This is a genomic window from Cytobacillus spartinae (assembly GCF_042865285.1).
GTDB lineage: Bacteria > Bacillota > Bacilli > Bacillales > Cytobacillaceae > Robertmurraya_A > Robertmurraya_A spartinae.
In genome coordinates this window covers 1-17,241 of sequence record NZ_JBIACK010000015.1, presented here as the reverse complement: position 1 = coordinate 17,241, position 17,241 = coordinate 1, and the positions used below count along the sequence as shown (strand labels likewise).

10 protein-coding genes, 21 tRNA genes and 1 rRNA gene are annotated in these 17,241 nt (G+C 38.2%); 1 reads left to right on the top strand and 31 read right to left on the bottom strand.

Annotation, left to right across the window (positions count from 1 at the left end; all coding sequences use genetic code 11):
• Positions 1–84: 84 nt before the first annotated feature.
• From menB to ACFYKX_RS22305, 4 genes are all read right to left on the bottom strand, one after another.
• Entirely contained in the window at positions 85–903 is an 819-nt protein-coding gene (gene menB / locus ACFYKX_RS22320; RefSeq protein ID WP_389363722.1) for a 1,4-dihydroxy-2-naphthoyl-CoA synthase, read from the bottom strand.
• 89 nt (positions 904–992) lie between these two features.
• Positions 993–1,799, bottom strand: a complete 807-nt coding sequence (gene menH, locus ACFYKX_RS22315) for a 2-succinyl-6-hydroxy-2,4-cyclohexadiene-1-carboxylate synthase (protein ID WP_389363720.1) — start codon at positions 1,797–1,799, stop codon at positions 993–995.
• Positions 1,796–3,550, bottom strand: a complete 1,755-nt coding sequence (gene menD, locus ACFYKX_RS22310; protein WP_389363718.1) for a 2-succinyl-5-enolpyruvyl-6-hydroxy-3-cyclohexene-1-carboxylic-acid synthase — start codon at positions 3,548–3,550, stop codon at positions 1,796–1,798. Before menD ends, menH begins: the two co-directional genes overlap by 4 nt.
• Entirely contained in the window at positions 3,547–4,953 is a 1,407-nt protein-coding gene (locus tag ACFYKX_RS22305) for an isochorismate synthase (RefSeq protein WP_389363716.1), read from the bottom strand. The genes menD and ACFYKX_RS22305 overlap by 4 nt, the downstream gene beginning before the upstream one ends.
• A gap of 450 nt (positions 4,954–5,403) precedes the next feature.
• Between ACFYKX_RS22305 and ACFYKX_RS22300 the strand changes: the two genes are divergently transcribed.
• Complete coding sequence (locus tag ACFYKX_RS22300) at positions 5,404–6,333, top strand: 1,4-dihydroxy-2-naphthoate polyprenyltransferase (RefSeq protein WP_389363714.1); 930 nt, start codon at positions 5,404–5,406, stop codon at positions 6,331–6,333.
• Between the two features lie 175 nt (positions 6,334–6,508).
• Here ACFYKX_RS22300 and ACFYKX_RS22295 read toward each other — a convergent pair whose 3' ends face one another.
• The 27 genes from ACFYKX_RS22295 to rrf all read right to left on the bottom strand — a co-directional run bounded on the left by ACFYKX_RS22295 (position 6,509) and on the right by rrf (position 17,234).
• On the bottom strand, positions 6,509–8,920 hold the full coding sequence (locus ACFYKX_RS22295; RefSeq protein ID WP_389363712.1) for a glycogen/starch/alpha-glucan phosphorylase: 2,412 nt from the start codon (positions 8,918–8,920) through the stop codon (positions 6,509–6,511).
• Positions 8,910–10,361, bottom strand: coding sequence for a glycogen synthase GlgA (gene glgA / locus ACFYKX_RS22290; protein WP_389363710.1), 1,452 nt, complete (start codon positions 10,359–10,361; stop codon positions 8,910–8,912). Before glgA ends, ACFYKX_RS22295 begins: the two co-directional genes overlap by 11 nt.
• A complete protein-coding gene (locus ACFYKX_RS22285) occupies positions 10,358–11,386 on the bottom strand; it encodes a sugar phosphate nucleotidyltransferase (RefSeq protein ID WP_389363708.1) in 1,029 nt (342 codons plus the stop codon). The genes glgA and ACFYKX_RS22285 overlap by 4 nt, the downstream gene beginning before the upstream one ends.
• A gap of 83 nt (positions 11,387–11,469) precedes the next feature.
• Complete coding sequence (locus ACFYKX_RS22280) at positions 11,470–12,618, bottom strand: glucose-1-phosphate adenylyltransferase (protein WP_389363706.1); 1,149 nt, start codon at positions 12,616–12,618, stop codon at positions 11,470–11,472.
• Entirely contained in the window at positions 12,566–14,506 is a 1,941-nt protein-coding gene (glgB, locus tag ACFYKX_RS22275) for a 1,4-alpha-glucan branching enzyme (protein WP_389363704.1), read from the bottom strand. Before glgB ends, ACFYKX_RS22280 begins: the two co-directional genes overlap by 53 nt.
• A gap of 615 nt (positions 14,507–15,121) precedes the next feature.
• Positions 15,122–15,193, bottom strand: a tRNA-Glu gene (locus ACFYKX_RS22270).
• Positions 15,194–15,199: 6 nt separating this feature from the next.
• Positions 15,200–15,290, bottom strand: a tRNA-Ser gene (locus tag ACFYKX_RS22265).
• Between the two features lie 3 nt (positions 15,291–15,293).
• Positions 15,294–15,368: transfer RNA gene (locus ACFYKX_RS22260), tRNA-Asn, on the bottom strand.
• A gap of 40 nt (positions 15,369–15,408) precedes the next feature.
• Positions 15,409–15,482: transfer RNA gene (locus ACFYKX_RS22255), tRNA-Ile, on the bottom strand.
• Positions 15,483–15,493: 11 nt separating this feature from the next.
• Positions 15,494–15,567: transfer RNA gene (locus ACFYKX_RS22250), tRNA-Gly, on the bottom strand.
• A 6-nt stretch (positions 15,568–15,573) separates the two neighbouring features.
• Positions 15,574–15,649 (bottom strand) — tRNA-His (locus ACFYKX_RS22245).
• An 11-nt stretch (positions 15,650–15,660) separates the two neighbouring features.
• Positions 15,661–15,736: transfer RNA gene (locus ACFYKX_RS22240), tRNA-Phe, on the bottom strand.
• Positions 15,737–15,754: 18 nt separating this feature from the next.
• Positions 15,755–15,830 (bottom strand) — tRNA-Asp (locus ACFYKX_RS22235).
• A 16-nt stretch (positions 15,831–15,846) separates the two neighbouring features.
• Positions 15,847–15,923, bottom strand: a tRNA-Met gene (locus ACFYKX_RS22230).
• A gap of 24 nt (positions 15,924–15,947) precedes the next feature.
• Positions 15,948–16,040 (bottom strand) — tRNA-Ser (locus ACFYKX_RS22225).
• Between the two features lie 11 nt (positions 16,041–16,051).
• Positions 16,052–16,128, bottom strand: a tRNA-Ile gene (locus tag ACFYKX_RS22220).
• Between the two features lie 47 nt (positions 16,129–16,175).
• Positions 16,176–16,252 (bottom strand) — tRNA-Met (locus ACFYKX_RS22215).
• A gap of 24 nt (positions 16,253–16,276) precedes the next feature.
• A tRNA-Ala gene (locus tag ACFYKX_RS22210) sits at positions 16,277–16,352 on the bottom strand.
• Between the two features lie 17 nt (positions 16,353–16,369).
• A tRNA-Pro gene (locus ACFYKX_RS22205) sits at positions 16,370–16,446 on the bottom strand.
• A gap of 8 nt (positions 16,447–16,454) precedes the next feature.
• Positions 16,455–16,531 (bottom strand) — tRNA-Arg (locus ACFYKX_RS22200).
• A 20-nt stretch (positions 16,532–16,551) separates the two neighbouring features.
• A tRNA-Leu gene (locus ACFYKX_RS22195) sits at positions 16,552–16,640 on the bottom strand.
• A gap of 14 nt (positions 16,641–16,654) precedes the next feature.
• Positions 16,655–16,729 (bottom strand) — tRNA-Gly (locus ACFYKX_RS22190).
• 20 nt (positions 16,730–16,749) lie between these two features.
• Positions 16,750–16,834: transfer RNA gene (locus ACFYKX_RS22185), tRNA-Leu, on the bottom strand.
• Between the two features lie 17 nt (positions 16,835–16,851).
• Positions 16,852–16,927 (bottom strand) — tRNA-Lys (locus tag ACFYKX_RS22180).
• Positions 16,928–16,932: 5 nt separating this feature from the next.
• Positions 16,933–17,008: transfer RNA gene (locus tag ACFYKX_RS22175), tRNA-Thr, on the bottom strand.
• Between the two features lie 23 nt (positions 17,009–17,031).
• A tRNA-Val gene (locus tag ACFYKX_RS22170) sits at positions 17,032–17,107 on the bottom strand.
• Between the two features lie 10 nt (positions 17,108–17,117).
• Positions 17,118–17,234, bottom strand: a 5S ribosomal RNA gene (gene rrf / locus ACFYKX_RS22165).
• Positions 17,235–17,241 lie beyond the last annotated feature (7 nt).

Below are 17,241 nucleotides of genomic sequence, written 5' to 3'. Positions count from 1 at the left end.
GAGGACTTCCTTAATAGTAATCATTTCTTGCTATAAAAAACAGCCTGACGGGTACAACCATCAAGCTGCTGTTTTATCTTAGAATTAAGGGAAACGAGGGAATTGACCAAAGTCAGGCTTACGCTTTTCTTTGAATGCGTCGCGTCCTTCTTTTGCTTCTTCCGTTGTATAATATAGCAAAGTTGCATCGCCAGCAAATTGTTGGATACCAGCTAATCCATCTGTATCTGCATTCATTGCTGCTTTTAAGAAGCGAAGAGCAGTTGGACTCTTTTCTAGCATTTCGTTACACCATTGAATCGTTTCTTCTTCTACTTTATCTAATGGTACAACAGTGTTAACTAATCCCATATCTAATGCTTCTTGAGCATTGTACTGACGGCATAAGTACCAAATTTCTCGAGCTTTCTTATGTCCAACGATTCTTGCTAAGTAGCCTGAGCCGTACCCAGCATCAAAGCTTCCTACCTTAGGACCAGTTTGTCCAAAGATTGCATTGTCTGCAGCAATAGTTAAATCACACACAATATGTAATACGTGTCCTCCGCCAATTGCATATCCTTTTACCATTGCAACTACAGGCTTTGGAATTACACGTATTAAACGTTGTAAGTCTAAAACATTAAGACGAGGAATTTGATCTTCCCCAACATAACCACCATGCCCACGAACACTTTGGTCTCCACCAGAACAGAACGCTTTATCTCCTGCACCAGTTAAGACGATAACACCAACATTTGAATCATCACGAGCCCACGCAAAAGCATCAATTAGTTCCATTACCGTTTTTGGACGGAATGCATTGTGTACCTCAGGACGGTTAATCGTAATCTTAGCAATGCCATTGTACGTTTCATATAAAATATCTTCATACTTACGTTCTGCAATCCACTCTACAGTCATAACGAAATCCTCCTTCTATTCTCACTCTAAAGGTTTTGCCGTAAATTGTTTTTTGAGATAAGATAAAAAAGTCGCCTTCGCTTTTCTAATTATGTATTCGACAAAAACCTACTTACTATTGTACCAAATTTTTCAGGTTCTTCCACATGAATTGCATGGCCGCATCCATTTATCTTTTCCCATTTTGCATTTTTGAGCTTTTTCATCATATTTTCAGCAATTCCGCAAAATTTTTCATCAAGTGAACCTGTTAATAAAAGAGTCTCTATTGGAAAACCTTCTAACTGATCCCACCAGGATGGTTGTGCACCGGTTCCCATTCCTAACAAACTATTCTTAAGCCCAATTATAGAGTTCTTTAAACGCTGGTCTTTTATACGAGCTTGTGTCGATTTAGACAACCTTTTTTGACTTTCAAAAAGGGGAATGTTCTCCCAATAGTCAACAAACGGCTCCATTCCGTTTTTTTCTATATAGGTAGCTAAACTTAAATCTTGTAAAATTCTTTTCTCTCTACCATCTTCATCATCAATTCCAGGTGTAGAACTTTCTAAGATTAGCTTTCTCACCTTTTGCGGATATGTAACTGCAAATGAAAGGGCTAGTCGACCTCCCATAGAATAGCCAAGTAAATCAACTCTCTCCAAACCCATTTGCCCAATAAGTTTGTTTAAATCTTCAACTACAGACATCATGTTGTATCGCTCAACTTGTTCAGGAGAACTAGACTCCCCATGACCGATAATATCAACTGCAATTGATTTTGACTCCTGCCATTTCTCATAAAAAGGGGACCATGTAGTATGATTCCCCGTAAAACCATGTAGAAGAAGAAGGGGAAATCCCTCTCCCCTTATATCGACATGATATCGAATGCCGTCTATGACATATTTCATTGGAATTCACCATGCACAAATCGACTTATTTCCTGGGAAACATCATTCAACAATTCTCGATGCTCCTGGAGGTTTTTATCTCTATTTGTCGGAACCTCCATGACTTTAAGGCCATCTTTCTCCATATTTTGCATGAGAGAGGAAGTAAAATGAGACCAATCCGTGATAAGTTCATAATGACCGTTATACAGATTAACAGCATGCTCAAATGTGAGGTCTAAAGGTGTGCCGAATAAGAGCTCAAAATTGTTAGGGTGATTAGACTGAGGAAGGAATGAGAAAATCCCCCCGCCGTTATTATTGATTAAGATGATATTTATATTTATTTGGTAAAGCTTTGAAGCAATCAATCCATTTAAGTCATGGAAGAATGTCAAATCTCCAAGGATGAGATACAGAGGCTGACGTTTAGTAGCAGCCCCCAAAGCAGAAGAAACAATTCCATCAATCCCATTGGCTCCTCGGTTTGCCATTACATGTATTGATTTTTGATTAAAGTGAAAAAAGGTATCTAGATCACGAATAGGCATGCTATTTCCAACAAATAAAGTAGATTCCTCTGGTAATAGCTCCGTAAGTTGAGAAAAGAGCTTTGCCTCACTTAAATCCTTAATAAGTGAAACATTTGCTAGCTTTTCTTTTGTGAATTTGTTTAGATTTAGCCATTTTGTTAAATACTCAGACGATGCTTTTGACTCAACAGTAGAGGAAACAGCTAGACAAAATTGTACTTCATCGCAATAGACCATTTGAGTAGCAATTAATGACGGGTCACGCCATCCTTCGCTTCCATCTACAACGATTTGTCTTATATCCTGATTTTCTTTTAGAAAGATGGTCAAAGGCTTTGAAACAGGCACAGCACCGAATCGAATGATGATATCAGGTTTCATTATCCTTTTAGCGTCTTCATTTCGTAAAAATGTATCGTATGTATCAATAATATTTGATCCATCATGATTGCCACTTCTTAACTGTGAAAGCGGGTCCGCTAATATCGGAAACTTTAGTCTAGTTGACAACTCCGTTACAGCTTCCGAAAATTCATCATTGTCTATTTGTCCACAAATAATAATTCCATTGTTAATAGAACTCAATTGGCCACTCATTTGCTCAATAACCGTTTGATTTAAACTTAGGTGACCTTGTTCTATTTGAACATAACCGTCTAACCTTTCATGAAAATTGAATAAATCCTCATTTTCCAGATCAGGTATTAGTGGCTCTCTGAAAGGAAAATTCAAATGGACAGGCCCTGCTGGTGAGGAAAGAGAAGTTGATGCTGCTCTTGCACAGACAGTACGTGCATACCGAACCATTTCATTCGTTTCTTCCGGAGGTGCCATTTCAACAAACCATTTCACATGCTTCCCATAGAGATGGATTTGATCAATGGCTTGAGGAGCTCCTACATCTCTTAACTCGTGTGGACGGTCTGCTGTTAGCACGATTAATGGAACTCTCGAGTAATACGCTTCTACAATGGCTGGAAAATAATTTGCTGCAGCTGTTCCTGACGTACAAAGGATGGCTGTTGGTTTTCCTGATGCTTTAGACATTCCTAACGCAAAAAAAGCAGCCGACCTTTCGTCTACATGAATATGAAGACGAAGGTCTGGATGCTGTGCCATTACCATTGCCATCGGAGTCGAACGTGACCCAGGGCTTACTACAACGTCTTGTACACCCGATTGCACTAATTCAGCAACAAAAGCAGCTATATAAGTGGTTAAAGCTTTCTGGTGATTCATTTAGTTCTACCTCCAAGCGCAGAAAGCATAGGACGAAACTTTATTTGTGTTTCAAAATATTCACTCTCTACATCAGAATCTTCTACAATACCACACCCAGCAAAAAGGGAAGCTTCGTTTCCTTGTATAAGTCCCGAACGAATCGCAACCGCAAATTCACCGTTCCCCTCGAAATCCATCCATCCAATAGGGGAAGCATAGAATCCACGATCTAATTCTTCCACTTCTCTAATTTTCTCTATAGCCTCTTGCTTAGGTAATCCCCCGAGTGCTGGTGTTGGGTGAAGTAAGTTAATCAATTGTAACAGAGAACTATCTTTGCTAGAAGTCCCTCTTACAGGCGTGTACAAATGTTGAATATGTCGAGTTTTTAGAAGTTGCGGATGGTCTGGAATATCTACATCAATTGAAACCTGTTCCATAGCATCTTTAATCATCTCAACTACATATTGATGCTCCATTAGGTTCTTCTCATCTGACAGAAGAACATTTCCTAAGAGTGTATCTTCTTCTACTGTTTGTCCTCTTGAAATCGAACCAGCCAAACAAGTAGAGAATAAGCTGTTTTTTTGTTTCTTTACTAAACGTTCAGGAGATGCCCCAACAAAACAATCACCATTTGATTCCAATGCAAAAATAAAACTTTCTCTTTGTTCTTTTAGAAGATTATTCACAACTAATTCAATTGAAATATTTTCATCAAAAATTAGTCGTAGCTCTCTTGCTAACACAGCCTTCTTCAATGATCCTACCTTCAGATCATTTATTAGCTTTTGTACCGTTTCCTTCCAACTATTTGGGCTAATTTCTAACTCATCGATTAAATGAGAATTTATAGAAAAGCTCGGTGGTTTCACGCATGAAAATATTTGCTGCCTTTCAATACCTAAAACATCAAAAATAGATGGATCATCATGCTGGGTACAAACCACATTGGTAGTAAGGAATACGTCTCCATTTATTTTTGTTAACAAATATTTTGGGATATGAAATAAGGACTGAGAAAACTTCGACCATAAAGAGGTTTTCTTCTTTAAAGGATCGAAGGAAAACCCGCCAAACATAGTGGGACCAGTCGCTTGTTTCTTAAAATCGTTTATAATAATTCCGTTACTAATAAAACGCTTCCACTCTTTTTCTACATGAAAAAAGCGGTCAGAAGCCTGATCCGATTGAATTTGTTTACTTATCCCTAATCCAACTAAAATGATTTCATCAGAAGGGTCCTTCCAAAAAAAGCGTTCCCCAAAATAGCGCTCCCCGCCTGCGGCAAAAAAGGATAGAGGGTCTATATTGTCGATTTTTTGAACTTCACTTACTAATATGGGCATCGAAAGCTTTTTAGCTTTTCCAATCGCTTCTAGGATCCCTTCTTTTAGCTCCGTATCTTGTATGGTAACCAAAAAAATCCCTCCAATAACAGCCCTAGAGACTGTTATTTAACGTTTTAAACTTATTTTAAGATACACCTCATCTATGAGTGTGTCAATAATAGTGATTACCTTATCCCTAGTATTTTCCTTATTAATATATTTTTCATCAAATTCAGGTGGAATTATTGTTCCCCAATGACCAAAACCTGAACCGTAAAAAATGGATTTACTAAACAAAATAGAAAGGCGTCTTCAAACTAACTAGCGATATCTACACCATTTCCACTATATTCTCCAACTTGTAATTAACCCCTCATTTACAGGTAAAAAGTCATTGACACTAATCCTTCGATTCCCTAAACTTAAGTTTGTAGCACAAATATCTTTTTATGCGCTTTGACTTTATCGATTACATTTTGTAAAATAATAAAGTTTGCTATAGAGATAAAACATAAACACTAACTAAAAGGGGAGAGTCCCATGCAACCACAAATGCAGACAAGTTCTTCACCTGCTATAAATAAAAGCTGGCGAGTATGGTGGCAACTTACACGTCCTCACACTTTAACAGCAGCTTTCGTTCCTGTCTTACTTGGAACAGCTTTAGCTATTCACCAAACTGATATTCATTTTGGGCTGTTTTTTGCCATGCTTATTGCTAGCTTGCTTATCCAGGCAGCTACAAACATGTTTAATGAATACTATGACTTTAAAAGAGGACTAGATAATGAAAACTCAGTAGGAATTGGTGGTGCGATCGTTCGTGATGGAGTGAAGCCACAAACCGTTATGAAAATTGCTTTTGGCCTCTATGGAGTTTCATTGCTTTTAGGTGTATATATTTGTATGAATAGCAGCTGGTGGCTCGCTGTAATAGGTCTAATCTGTATGGCTGCTGGTTATTTTTACACAGGTGGTCCTGTTCCGATTGCGTATACACCTTTTGGAGAGATTGTTGCAGGTTTCTTTATGGGGATGCTCATTATTTTAATTTCTTTTTACATTCAAACAAGCACGATTACTTTAACAAGTATTTTAGTTTCAATCCCAATTGTAATAACCGTTGGGGCAATCTTGTTAGCAAATAATATACGTGACCTTGATGGTGACAAAGAAAACGGACGAAAAACACTTGCGATTCTGTTAGGTAGACAAAAAGCGATCTATTTATTAGCAGGGATGTTTATCGTATCTTACTTTTGGGTTTTCGCATTAATTGGCATGGCTTATACTTCAGCATGGCTTGCCATCGTTGCTCTTAGTGCTCCAAAAGCTATTAGAGCAACAAAAGGATTTATTGGTAAAACAATACCTATGCAAATGATGCCTGCTATGAAAGCAACAGCACAAACCAATACCATTTTTGGTTTCTTACTTTCAGTGGGGTTATTCTTGGGATATTTCTTATAAGAAAAGCAGAAGCGGGTGAAGTTTACTAGTCGAGCTAGACACCAATCTAACTTGAAAACTTATACTTTCTTACCTAGTAAAAATCAAGGGTGGACAATGAAAATTGTCCACCCTCTTTTTGTAGATAAACTTAAAGTTAAAATATACATATTTCGAGACAGTTTTACCTTTTTAGTTACGAAGTAGTAAATTGCCCTACAGGTTTAATGCTCCAAATTTCCTTGGCATATTGTTCAATGGTTCTATCGCTCGAAAAATATCCTGACTTCGCAATATTCATAAGGCTCATTTGAAGCCACTTTTGTTGATTTTTATACGCTGTATCAACATCTCTTTGAATTTGGATGTAAGAGGCAAAATCTCTTAAGACAAAATAGTGATCATTTTGCATTAATAATGAATCATAAATAGCCTCGAATTCATCTTCAACCCCTTCAAAGAATCCATTCGTCAATTGATCAACAACTTTTCGAATTCTTTTATCGTGATGATAATACTCCATGGAGCGGTAACCCCCATGTTGATAATAATTCAAGACTTCTTCTGCCTTTAATCCAAAGATAAATATATTTTCATCGCCAACTCTGTCTTTTATTTCAATATTCGCTCCATCTAGAGTGCCGACGGTTAGTGCCCCATTCATCATAAACTTCATATTCCCTGTTCCTGAAGCCTCTTTGCTCGCAGTTGAAATTTGCTCACTAACATCTGCTGCTGGAAAAATATCTTCTGCCAACGATACCCGATAATTTTCTAAAAAGACTACCTTCAATTTTCCATTTATAGATGCGTCGTTATTCACTTTTTCTGCAACGGTGTTAATTAATTTGATGATTTTTTTCGCATAATAATAGCCAGGAGATGCTTTTGCCCCAAAAATAAATGTCCTTGGGTACATATTAAATGAGGAATCCTCTTTTAAACGATTATATAAGTGCATAATGTGTAGGATGTTTAAAAGCTGGCGCTTATAAGCATGAAGCCTTTTTACCTGGATATCGAAGATAGAAGAAGTATCTACGACAATCCCTGTTTGGTCTTGAATTCTTTTAGCGAGCAATTCTTTGTTTAATTTTTTTATTAAAAACATCTGATTAAGAAAAACGGAGTCTTCTTTGAAGGCTTCTAGCTTTTCAAGTAGTTCTGGCTTATGAATCCAATCATTTCCTATTGCATCACAGATAAGGTCTGTTAGCTTAGGATTTGACTTAATCAACCACCTTCTATGTGTAATTCCATTTGTTTTATTATTAAACTTCTCCGGATAAACCTCATAAAAGTTTTTCATTTCTCTCTTTTTTAAAATTTCCGTATGGAGCTCAGCTACCCCATTTACACTATGGCTACCAACAAGTGCAAGGTGTGCCATCTTAATTTGGTCATGAGCGATAATAGCCATTTCCTCAATCCGGTTCCAATCTCCAGGATATAGGTCCCAAAGATTTTTACAAAAGCGCTCATTAATTTCATTTACAATCATGTAGATTCTTGGTAATAGTGGCTGAAAAATTCGAATTGGCCATTTTTCTAAAGCTTCCGCTAAAGTAGTATGATTTGTGTAGGATATTGTATTAAGTGTAATGTGCCACGCCTCATCCCAGCTTAGCTGTTCTTCGTCAATTAGAATTCTCATTAATTCAGGAATAGCGAGGACTGGATGAGTATCGTTGATATGAATGCTTATATGTTGATGAAAATCTACTAAACTACCATATTGCTTACGGTAAGAGCGTACAATCGATCGAATACTTGCAGATACTAAGAAATACTGCTGTTTTAAACGAAGAATCTTCCCTTCATCATGTGTATCATCTGGATATAAAAACTCTGAAACAGATTCTGTCTCTCTTTTGTATTGCATGATATCCCGATTAATGGGATAAGGAGAGGGCTCAGCGTTCCATAACCTTAGTGTATTTACCGTTTCAGTTTCATACCCTACAACCGGCATGTCATATGGAACCGCAGTAATCATTTCAGCATTCACATGTCGGAAGATCATACGTCCATTCTCTTCTGAGACTTCTACTTTTCCCCAGAATGGAACCTCAATCGATAGATCAGCCTTTCTGACCTCCCATACATGCCCATGACGTAGCCACTGCTCTGGGAGCTCTACTTGGTACCCATCGACGATTTTTTGTTCAAATAGACCATGTTTATATCTAATTCCACAACCATGGCCTGGTAAATTAAGTGATGCCAAGGAATCTAGAAAGCATGCAGCTAATCGACCTAGTCCTCCATTACCAAGTGCAGCATCCACCTCTACATCCTCAATCTCATCTAAGTGAATTCCAAGCTCAGCTAACCCTTCTGACACAACTTGATCAATCTTCAAATTGATTAGATTATGTCGTAAAAGTCTCCCTAATAAAAATTCAATTGATAAATAATATACCTGTTTGTTTTTTGCTACACGGTTTTTCTCTTTTGTCTCTATCCAGTTTAAGCTTACATATTCACGAATCATATTTCCTAATGTATCATATTGATCCCTTTTCGTACTTTCAGCAAAGCTTTTTCCACATGTCATTTCTAGCCTTCTTAAAAAGGTTTCTTTGAATTCCATCTTATTAGAAAACATGACTTTCACTCCTGGATATAAGTTCTGCATATAGGCGATTATACTTAAATGCAGACTGTGCCCAACTATAATCTATCCCCATGGCATTTTTGACAAGGTCATTCCATATTTGCTTATCCTCGTAAATGTTAATGGCTCTTCGAATCGTATAAAGCATGTCATGAGCATTAAAATGACTAAAGGTGAACCCATTTCCCTCACCTAATTCCTCATTATATGACTGAACGGTGTCATTTAAGCCACCTGTTTCTCTCACGATTGGAATTGCTCCATAACGCATGGCAATCAACTGACCTAACCCACAAGGTTCAAATTTAGAAGGCATTAAAAATAAATCACCTGCTGCATATATCTTATGAGCAAGCCCCTCATCAAAGCCAATATAAGCTTTAAATTGTTTTGGGTAATGGAACTCCATTTCTCGGAAAAACTGCTCATATTGCTCATCTCCAGTCCCTAAAACAATAAATTGAACTGACTCTGAAATGATTTCGTGAAATACATGTCTAACTAGGTCTAGCCCCTTTTGTTCTGTAAATCGAGTGACCATCACCATTAAAGTTATATTTTCATCTTCTGCCAATCCAAACTGCCTCTGAATAGCTAGTTTATTTTCCAGCTTATTTTTTAACTGCTGAGCATTATAGGTCTTTGACAAAAACAAATCGTTCTCGGGATTATAAAATTCATCATCAATGCCATTTAATATTCCTTCTAAATCATCCGATCTCTTTTTCAAAAGGCCGTCTAGTTTCTCACCGTAATATTCTGTTTGTATCTCATTTTTATAAGTCGGGCTTACAGTCGTAATTTTATCAGCGGCAACAATAGCAGCTTTCATAAAATTAAGATTCCCAAAAAACTCAAGCTGATCTACGTTAAAGTATTGGTCACTTAAACCGAATAAGTCACCTAAAGCCTCTTTAGACATAATTCCTTGGAACATCAAGTTGTGAATAGTAAAAACCGTTTTAATTCTTTCATATCCTTTTCGGTTTTGATATTCAATTCGGAGTAAGAAAGGAATCATACCCGTATGCCAATCATGACAGTGAATCACATCCGGATAAAAATCAATCTGGCGAAGACTCTCAAGAACGGCCCGATTAAAAAAGGCAAACCTTTCGCCGTCGTCATAATATCCATAAAGCTGTTCTCTTTTAAAGTAATATTCATTGTCCACAAAGTAGAATGTGATTCCTTCGTACGTAAGCTCTTCGATTCCACAGTATTGGTTTCTCCAACCGACATTCACAGTAAAATCGAGTTTTTTATTCATGCCTTGCTTAAATTCATTTGCTATCGAGCTATATTTAGGAAGGATGACTCTAACATCCGTACCTAACCTTTTTAAATCTTTAGGCAATGAACCTGCTACATCAGCCAATCCACCTGATTTTACAAATGGAACACATTCGGAAACAGCAAATAATACTTTCACGACTTCATCAACGCCCCTTGTACAGTCCCTTTGCGTATAACATAAGGATAATCTTTGGAACCACTCATAATCGTTCCTGATTCCACCTTAACATCTTTGTCTAAAATAACTGAATCTAATACACAATTCTCACCGATTTGGCACTTTTGCATAATGATGCTGTTTTTTATGATAGACCCTTTTCCAATCTTCACTGCTCTTGAAATAATGCTATTTTCAACTGTACCTTCTATGAGACATCCGTTTGCAATCATCGAATTTTGGACCTGAGCACCTTTCAAATACCTAGTTGGGGGTTCATCCTTTACTTTTGTATATATAGGATGAGACTGAACATATAACTTTTTCCATGTTTCTGGTTCAAGTAAACCCATACTTACTTTAAAATACGATTGAACAGAATCAATGATTTCAGCAAAACCATTATATTCATAAATACATAACTTATGAGTATGATGAATATCGGTCACAACATCTCTCATACATGTATAGCCAGTTGTTTCTCTAGTTTCAATTAGTTCTTTTAGCAAGGATGTTTTCACTAGATACATATGAAGAGATTTTCCGTTCTTACGAATTTCGGTAATATCACACTGTGAATTGATATGCCACTCCAACACTGGTTTAAAGTCCATGTTAAACACTGTAAAACAATTTGATATTAAAGCATATTGTTGTTTGCTTCTATTAAAGTAATCTATATTAGCTGCAAAATGATTAAACGAACCAATTCCGTTACTTTCGCCATCTAACATTGGAGAAGGGAAAAAGAATAAACCATCACGCTTCCTATTCAAATCCCAGTTCTTCCCTGACCCTAGATGATCCATTAATGAACGATATTGAAACTTTGGAAAAATAGCAACACTTTCAATCCCAGAGTTAACCATATTCGAAAGAATAAAATCAATTAATCGGTACCTTCCACCGAACGGTACAGCAGCTAAAGACCGATTCACCGTTAATTCTTCTAACTCTTCACAATAAGTTGTGGCATCAATTACCCCAAGTAGCTTCTTTATCAATTAAGTGCCCTCCCCAAAAATTCTTTCTCTATAGAAATACAGTTTTAATACGATTTATAAGGATCCCCTATTTAATAGTTTATTTAAGAATAGATTTTTTTTAGCATTTCCTCTGTAACTAAAACAATATCATCCTCAGAATTATCTTCCCCTCTAATGACCGTACCATCAGGGATGTTCATATTAGGAGGAACAATTGCTTTTTCAATGTATACATTCTTCCCAATAACTGCATCAGGCATAATAACTGAATGCTTAACAGTAGCCCCACTCTTTACTGTTACCCCTTGAAAAAGAACAGATTTTTCTACTTCCCCCTCTACGGTACATCCCTCATTAATAAGTGATTCCAACACTTGAGCTTCTGGTGATATAAATTGTGGAGGATGATTAGGATTGACCGAATATATTCTCCAATCATAATCAAATAGGTTAAGTTCACAATCTTCATCTAATAGGTCCATATTAGCTTCCCACAAACTTTTCACTGTACCTACGTCTTTCCAATACCCTTTAAAGGGATATGCAAAAAGCTTTTTCTTTTCTTCTAAAAGAAGAGGGATTACATCTTTTCCAAAATCATGACTTGAATCTGGGTTGCGGTCATCCATCTCTAAATATTCCTTCAATATAGACCAATTAAAAATATAGATTCCCATTGAAGCTAAATTATTTTTAGGAAATTGAGGCTTTTCATCAAATTCAACTACCCTCATTTCCTCATTCGTGTTCATGATTCCAAACCGACTTGCTTCTGCCCAAGGGACTTCGATGACAGAAATCGATACATCTGCACCCTTTTTTATATGTTCTGAGAGCATAAGTTCATAATCCATCTTGTAAATATGGTCTCCAGAGAGGATTAGAACATATTCTGGGTTATATTGCGTTAGAAAATTTAAGTTTTGATAGATAGCACTTGCTGTCCCTGTATACCACTTTACTTCAGAAGATTCACTATACGGAGGTAAAACGGTTACTCCACCATTTTTTCGATCTAAATCCCAAGCGCTACCGATACCTATATATGAATTCAATACCAAAGGTTGATATTGTGTTAATACTCCTACCGTATCAATCCCAGAATTCGTACAATTGCTTAACGTAAAATCAATTATTCGATACTTACCACCAAAAGGCACAGCTGGCTTAGCTATATATTTAGTTAAGGAGCTAAGTCTACTCCCCTTTCCTCCTGCTAACAACATCGCTACACATTTCTTCTTTCCCATTACCCTTTCTCCCCTTTCGATGTTTTATGGGACGCAGAACCAAGAAACCAAATGGTGGGATGGACAGCTCAATTGAGAATGGCTTTCCGTGATAAGGTTGTTTCTTTGACTGAATCACCTTTTTATTTATGACATCTGATCCACCAAATTGTTCTTTGTCGCTATTCATAATCTCTCTATAAGACCCTTGCAAAGGGACACCCACTAAATAGTTCTCATACGACTTCTCAGTGAAATTACAGATTACAATTAGTAAGTCACTTTCCGTTATTCCCTTTCGAACAAAAGAAAAAATTGATTGATTATGGTTGTTAACGTCTATCCATTCAAAACCATCTTGTCGATGGTCTAGCTCATAGAGTGGTTTTGAACGCTTGTAAACTTTAACAAGTTCTTTAACGTAATCGTTCATTTTCTGGTGCATATCAAATTCAAGCAAATTCCAATCTAGTTGTTCTTTATCCTTCCATTCAGAAAACTGGCCGTTTTCAAATCCCATAAATAAAAGCTTTTTGCCTGGATGAGCCATCATATAACCTAGTAATAAACGAAGTTGGGCAAATTTCTGCCAATAACCGCCCGGCATTTTATTAAGTAAAGATTTCTTCCCATGTACGACCTCATCATGCGAAAAAGGGAGAACAAAATTTTCGGTAAAAGTATATAAAAGAGAAAAGGTAACTTTATCATGAAAGAATTTTCTTTCGTTAGGTTGTTTTTCCATATACTTTAAGATGTCATTCATCCAACCCATATTCCACTTATAGTTAAATCCGACACCCCCATAGTTTGTGGGACTAGTTACTTGTGGATAGTCAGTAGAATCCTCTGCAATCATTAAAACGTGGGGGTCATATTCATATAATGTTTTATTCAATTTTTTCAAAAAATCGATTCCTAACTTATTTATCCTTTTTTCATTAGAATTTGGCCAATAGATGATGTTTGAAACTGCATCTATTCTAAAACCATCGATATGATAGTACTCTAACCAAAATCGTGCGTTTGAAATTAAAAAGCTTTGCACCTCTGTCTTTCCTAAGTCAAAATTTGCTGTGCCCCAAACCTCATTTTCACGATCATATATCGTTTCATACTCATAAAGGAAAGTCCCATCAAATTTATACAACCCATGGGCGTCCTTACAAAAATGCCCCGGTACCCAATCTAAAATAACTCCTATATTATTCAGATGACATTGATCAATAAAATACATGAGATCATGTGGAGTTCCGTATCTACTTGTAGCTGAATAATACCCTGTTCCTTGATAACCCCATGAATCATCGAGCGGGTGCTCAACGAGAGGCAATAATTCAACATGTGTGAAGCCATGGTCTAAAATATATGGGATTAATTCATGTGCCATCTCTCTGTATGTATAATAGGTGCCATCAGCTTTTCTTTTCCATGAACCAAAATGCATTTCATAAATAATGACCGCTTCAGTATAAACTCTCTTTTTTTCCTTTTTTTCAAACCAGCGATGATCATTCCATTCGTATCCTTCAAGTGAGTAGACGACTGATGCTGTATTCGGCCTAACCTCCGAATAGAAAGCAAACGGATCAGCTTTTACAAGCTTTTCACCATTTAATGTATCTATTTCATATTTATAAATCGATCCCTGCATATCTCCATTAACGATCAGAGTCCATACGCCTTCTTTGTTAACTTTTTTAAAGGAGTATCCCTCACCATTCCAATCATTAAAATCCCCAATCAGAGTAACACTTACTGCATTAGGTGCCCAAACGCAAAAACGGGTACCTATTACACCATCTAATGTAATGATGTGTGCTCCAAAAAGGTCATAACTTTGAAATAAGTTACCCTCATGAAAAAGGTGTAACTGATAATCGGTCGGAGCCATAGCATCTACCGCCATCCATACTTCACGTCCTTTAAATTCTTTACCTTACTCTAAAGCCCAAATATAGGCAGCTTTAATCTTATATTCTAGCCCATAAAAAAATCTCCTTGTAAAAGTTTTTTTAATTTTTAGACAGATTATTTGAGAATATGATAAATAATGAGAAATAGTAAGATGCTTCTAGTCTATTCGACAACTTTCTCTCCAAAATTAGTCGACAACTACCCAAAAATATTTTATAGAGAATAATAAATTTTAGTTCACAAAGTGGGAAATTATGATTAAAATTTTTGTATTTTTGTAATGAAAAATAGTTTTGAATCATTAAAATATTTAGATAATAGTTAGAATAGTAAGGTTGAATTAGGAAAGGGTGCCTATTGTAGGATAGAAAGATATAGGATATGAATGAGTACTCATTTATTATTCAATTGAAAACATTTTAGTTTATGTTTATTGAGTTAAGATCGCTTGGGATACAGTTTAGAATGGTAGAAGATTAAATGTGGATCATTTAGAAAGAATGGTCTAGAAAGGTAATAGATAGGATGCCAATGGTGGTTTTTAAAAGTGTATATACAGTATACATACAAAAAAAGCTGCTGACAATTGTCAACAGCTTTTTTTGTATGACCCCTACGGGATTCGAACCCGTGTTACCGCCGTGAAAGGGCGGTGTCTTAACCGCTTGACCAAGGGGCCTTAATATGGCGGAGAAGGAGGGATTTGAACCCTCGCGCCGGTTACCCGACCTACACCCTTAGCAGGGGCGCCTCTTCAGCCTCTTGAGTACTTCCCCATATGGCTCCGCAGGTAGGATTCGAACCTACGACCGCTCGGTTAACAGCCGAGTGCTCTACCACTGAGCTACTGCGGAACAATAATACTTTAATTCTTACTGAATTAGAGCATAATGATGGGCCTAAATGGACTCGAACCATCGACCTCACGCTTATCAGGCGTGCGCTCTAACCAGCTGAGCTATAGGCCCATATATTAATATGGAGCGGGTGATGGGAATCGAACCCACGACATCAGCTTGGAAGGCTGAGGTTTTACCATTAAACTACACCCGCATTATATGGGGCGACTGATGGGAATCGAACCCACGAATGTCGGAACCACAATCCGATGCGTTAACCACTTCGCCACAATCGCCATTACATTAATGGTGGCTCAGGACGGAATCGAACCGCCGACACAAGGATTTTCAGTCCTTTGCTCTACCAACTGAGCTACTGAGCCATAATTATTATAAATTAATGGCGGTCCCGACGGGAATCGAACCCGCGATCTCCTGCGTGACAGGCAGGCATGTTAACCGCTACACCACGGGACCATCATTTTTAATTAATTGGTTGCGGGGACAGGATTTGAACCTGCGACCTTCGGGTTATGAGCCCGACGAGCTACCAGACTGCTCCACCCCGCGATAATATAGATTTGTATAAGAAAATGGAGGAGGTAGAGGGATTCGAACCCCCGCGCGGTTTGACCCGCCTGTCGGTTTTCAAGACCGATCCCTTCAGCCGGACTTGGGTATACCTCCGTTAATATATATGGTGGACCTTGTAGGACTCGAACCTACGACCGGACGGTTATGAGCCGTCTGCTCTAACCAGCTGAGCTAAAGGTCCATATTATTATTCCTAAACTTAGGATTTGTCTGTCCATAGATTTAATTTGGTAGCGGCGGAGGGAGTCGAACCCACGACCTCACGGGTATGAACCGTACGCTCTAGCCAGCTGAGCTACACCGCCAAATTAGTGAATCTATAAAATATATGGTGGAGCCTAGCGGGATCGAACCGCTGACCTCCTGCGTGCAAGGCAGGCGCTCTCCCAGCTGAGCTAAGGCCCCATAATATATGTTTCTACTGGTCGGGAAGACAGGATTCGAACCTGCGACCCCTTGGTCCCAAACCAAGTGCTCTACCAAGCTGAGCTACTCCCCGTATATATATGGCGCGCCCGAAAGGAGTCGAACCCATAACCTTCTGATCCGTAGTCAGACGCTCTATCCAATTGAGCTACGGGCGCATATATAATAATTATTAAAATGGTGCCGAGGACCGGAATCGAACCGGTACGGTAGTCACCTACCGCAGGATTTTAAGTCCTGTGCGTCTGCCAGTTCCGCCACCCCGGCACATTAATAAAATTTGGAGCGGAAGACGGGATTCGAACCCGCGACCCCAACCTTGGCAAGGTTGTATTCTACCACTGAACTACTTCCGCATATTTATATTATTTTAAGATGGTGCGGGTGAAGGGAGTCGAACCCCCACGCCTTGCGGCGCTAGATCCTAAGTCTAGTGCGTCTGCCAATTCCGCCACACCCGCATATTATCTTATTTAAATGGTGAGCCATGAAGGACTCGAACCTTCGACCCTCTGATTAAAAGTCAGATGCTCTACCGACTGAGCTAATGGCTCATAAATGGTGCCGGCGATAGGAGTCGAACCCACGACCTACTGATTACAAGTCAGTTGCTCTACCAACTGAGCTACACCGGCATATTTAATTACTTGTACATATATGGTGGAGGATGACGGGATCGAACCGCCGACCCCCTGCTTGTAAGGCAGGTGCTCTCCCAGCTGAGCTAATCCTCCATATATATAAGCCTGGCGACGTCCTACTCTCACAAGGGGACAGCCCCTAACTACCATTGGCGCTGAGAAGCTTAACTTCCGTGTTCGGTATGGGAACGGGTGTGACCTTCTCGCCATCATCACCAGACTATTTA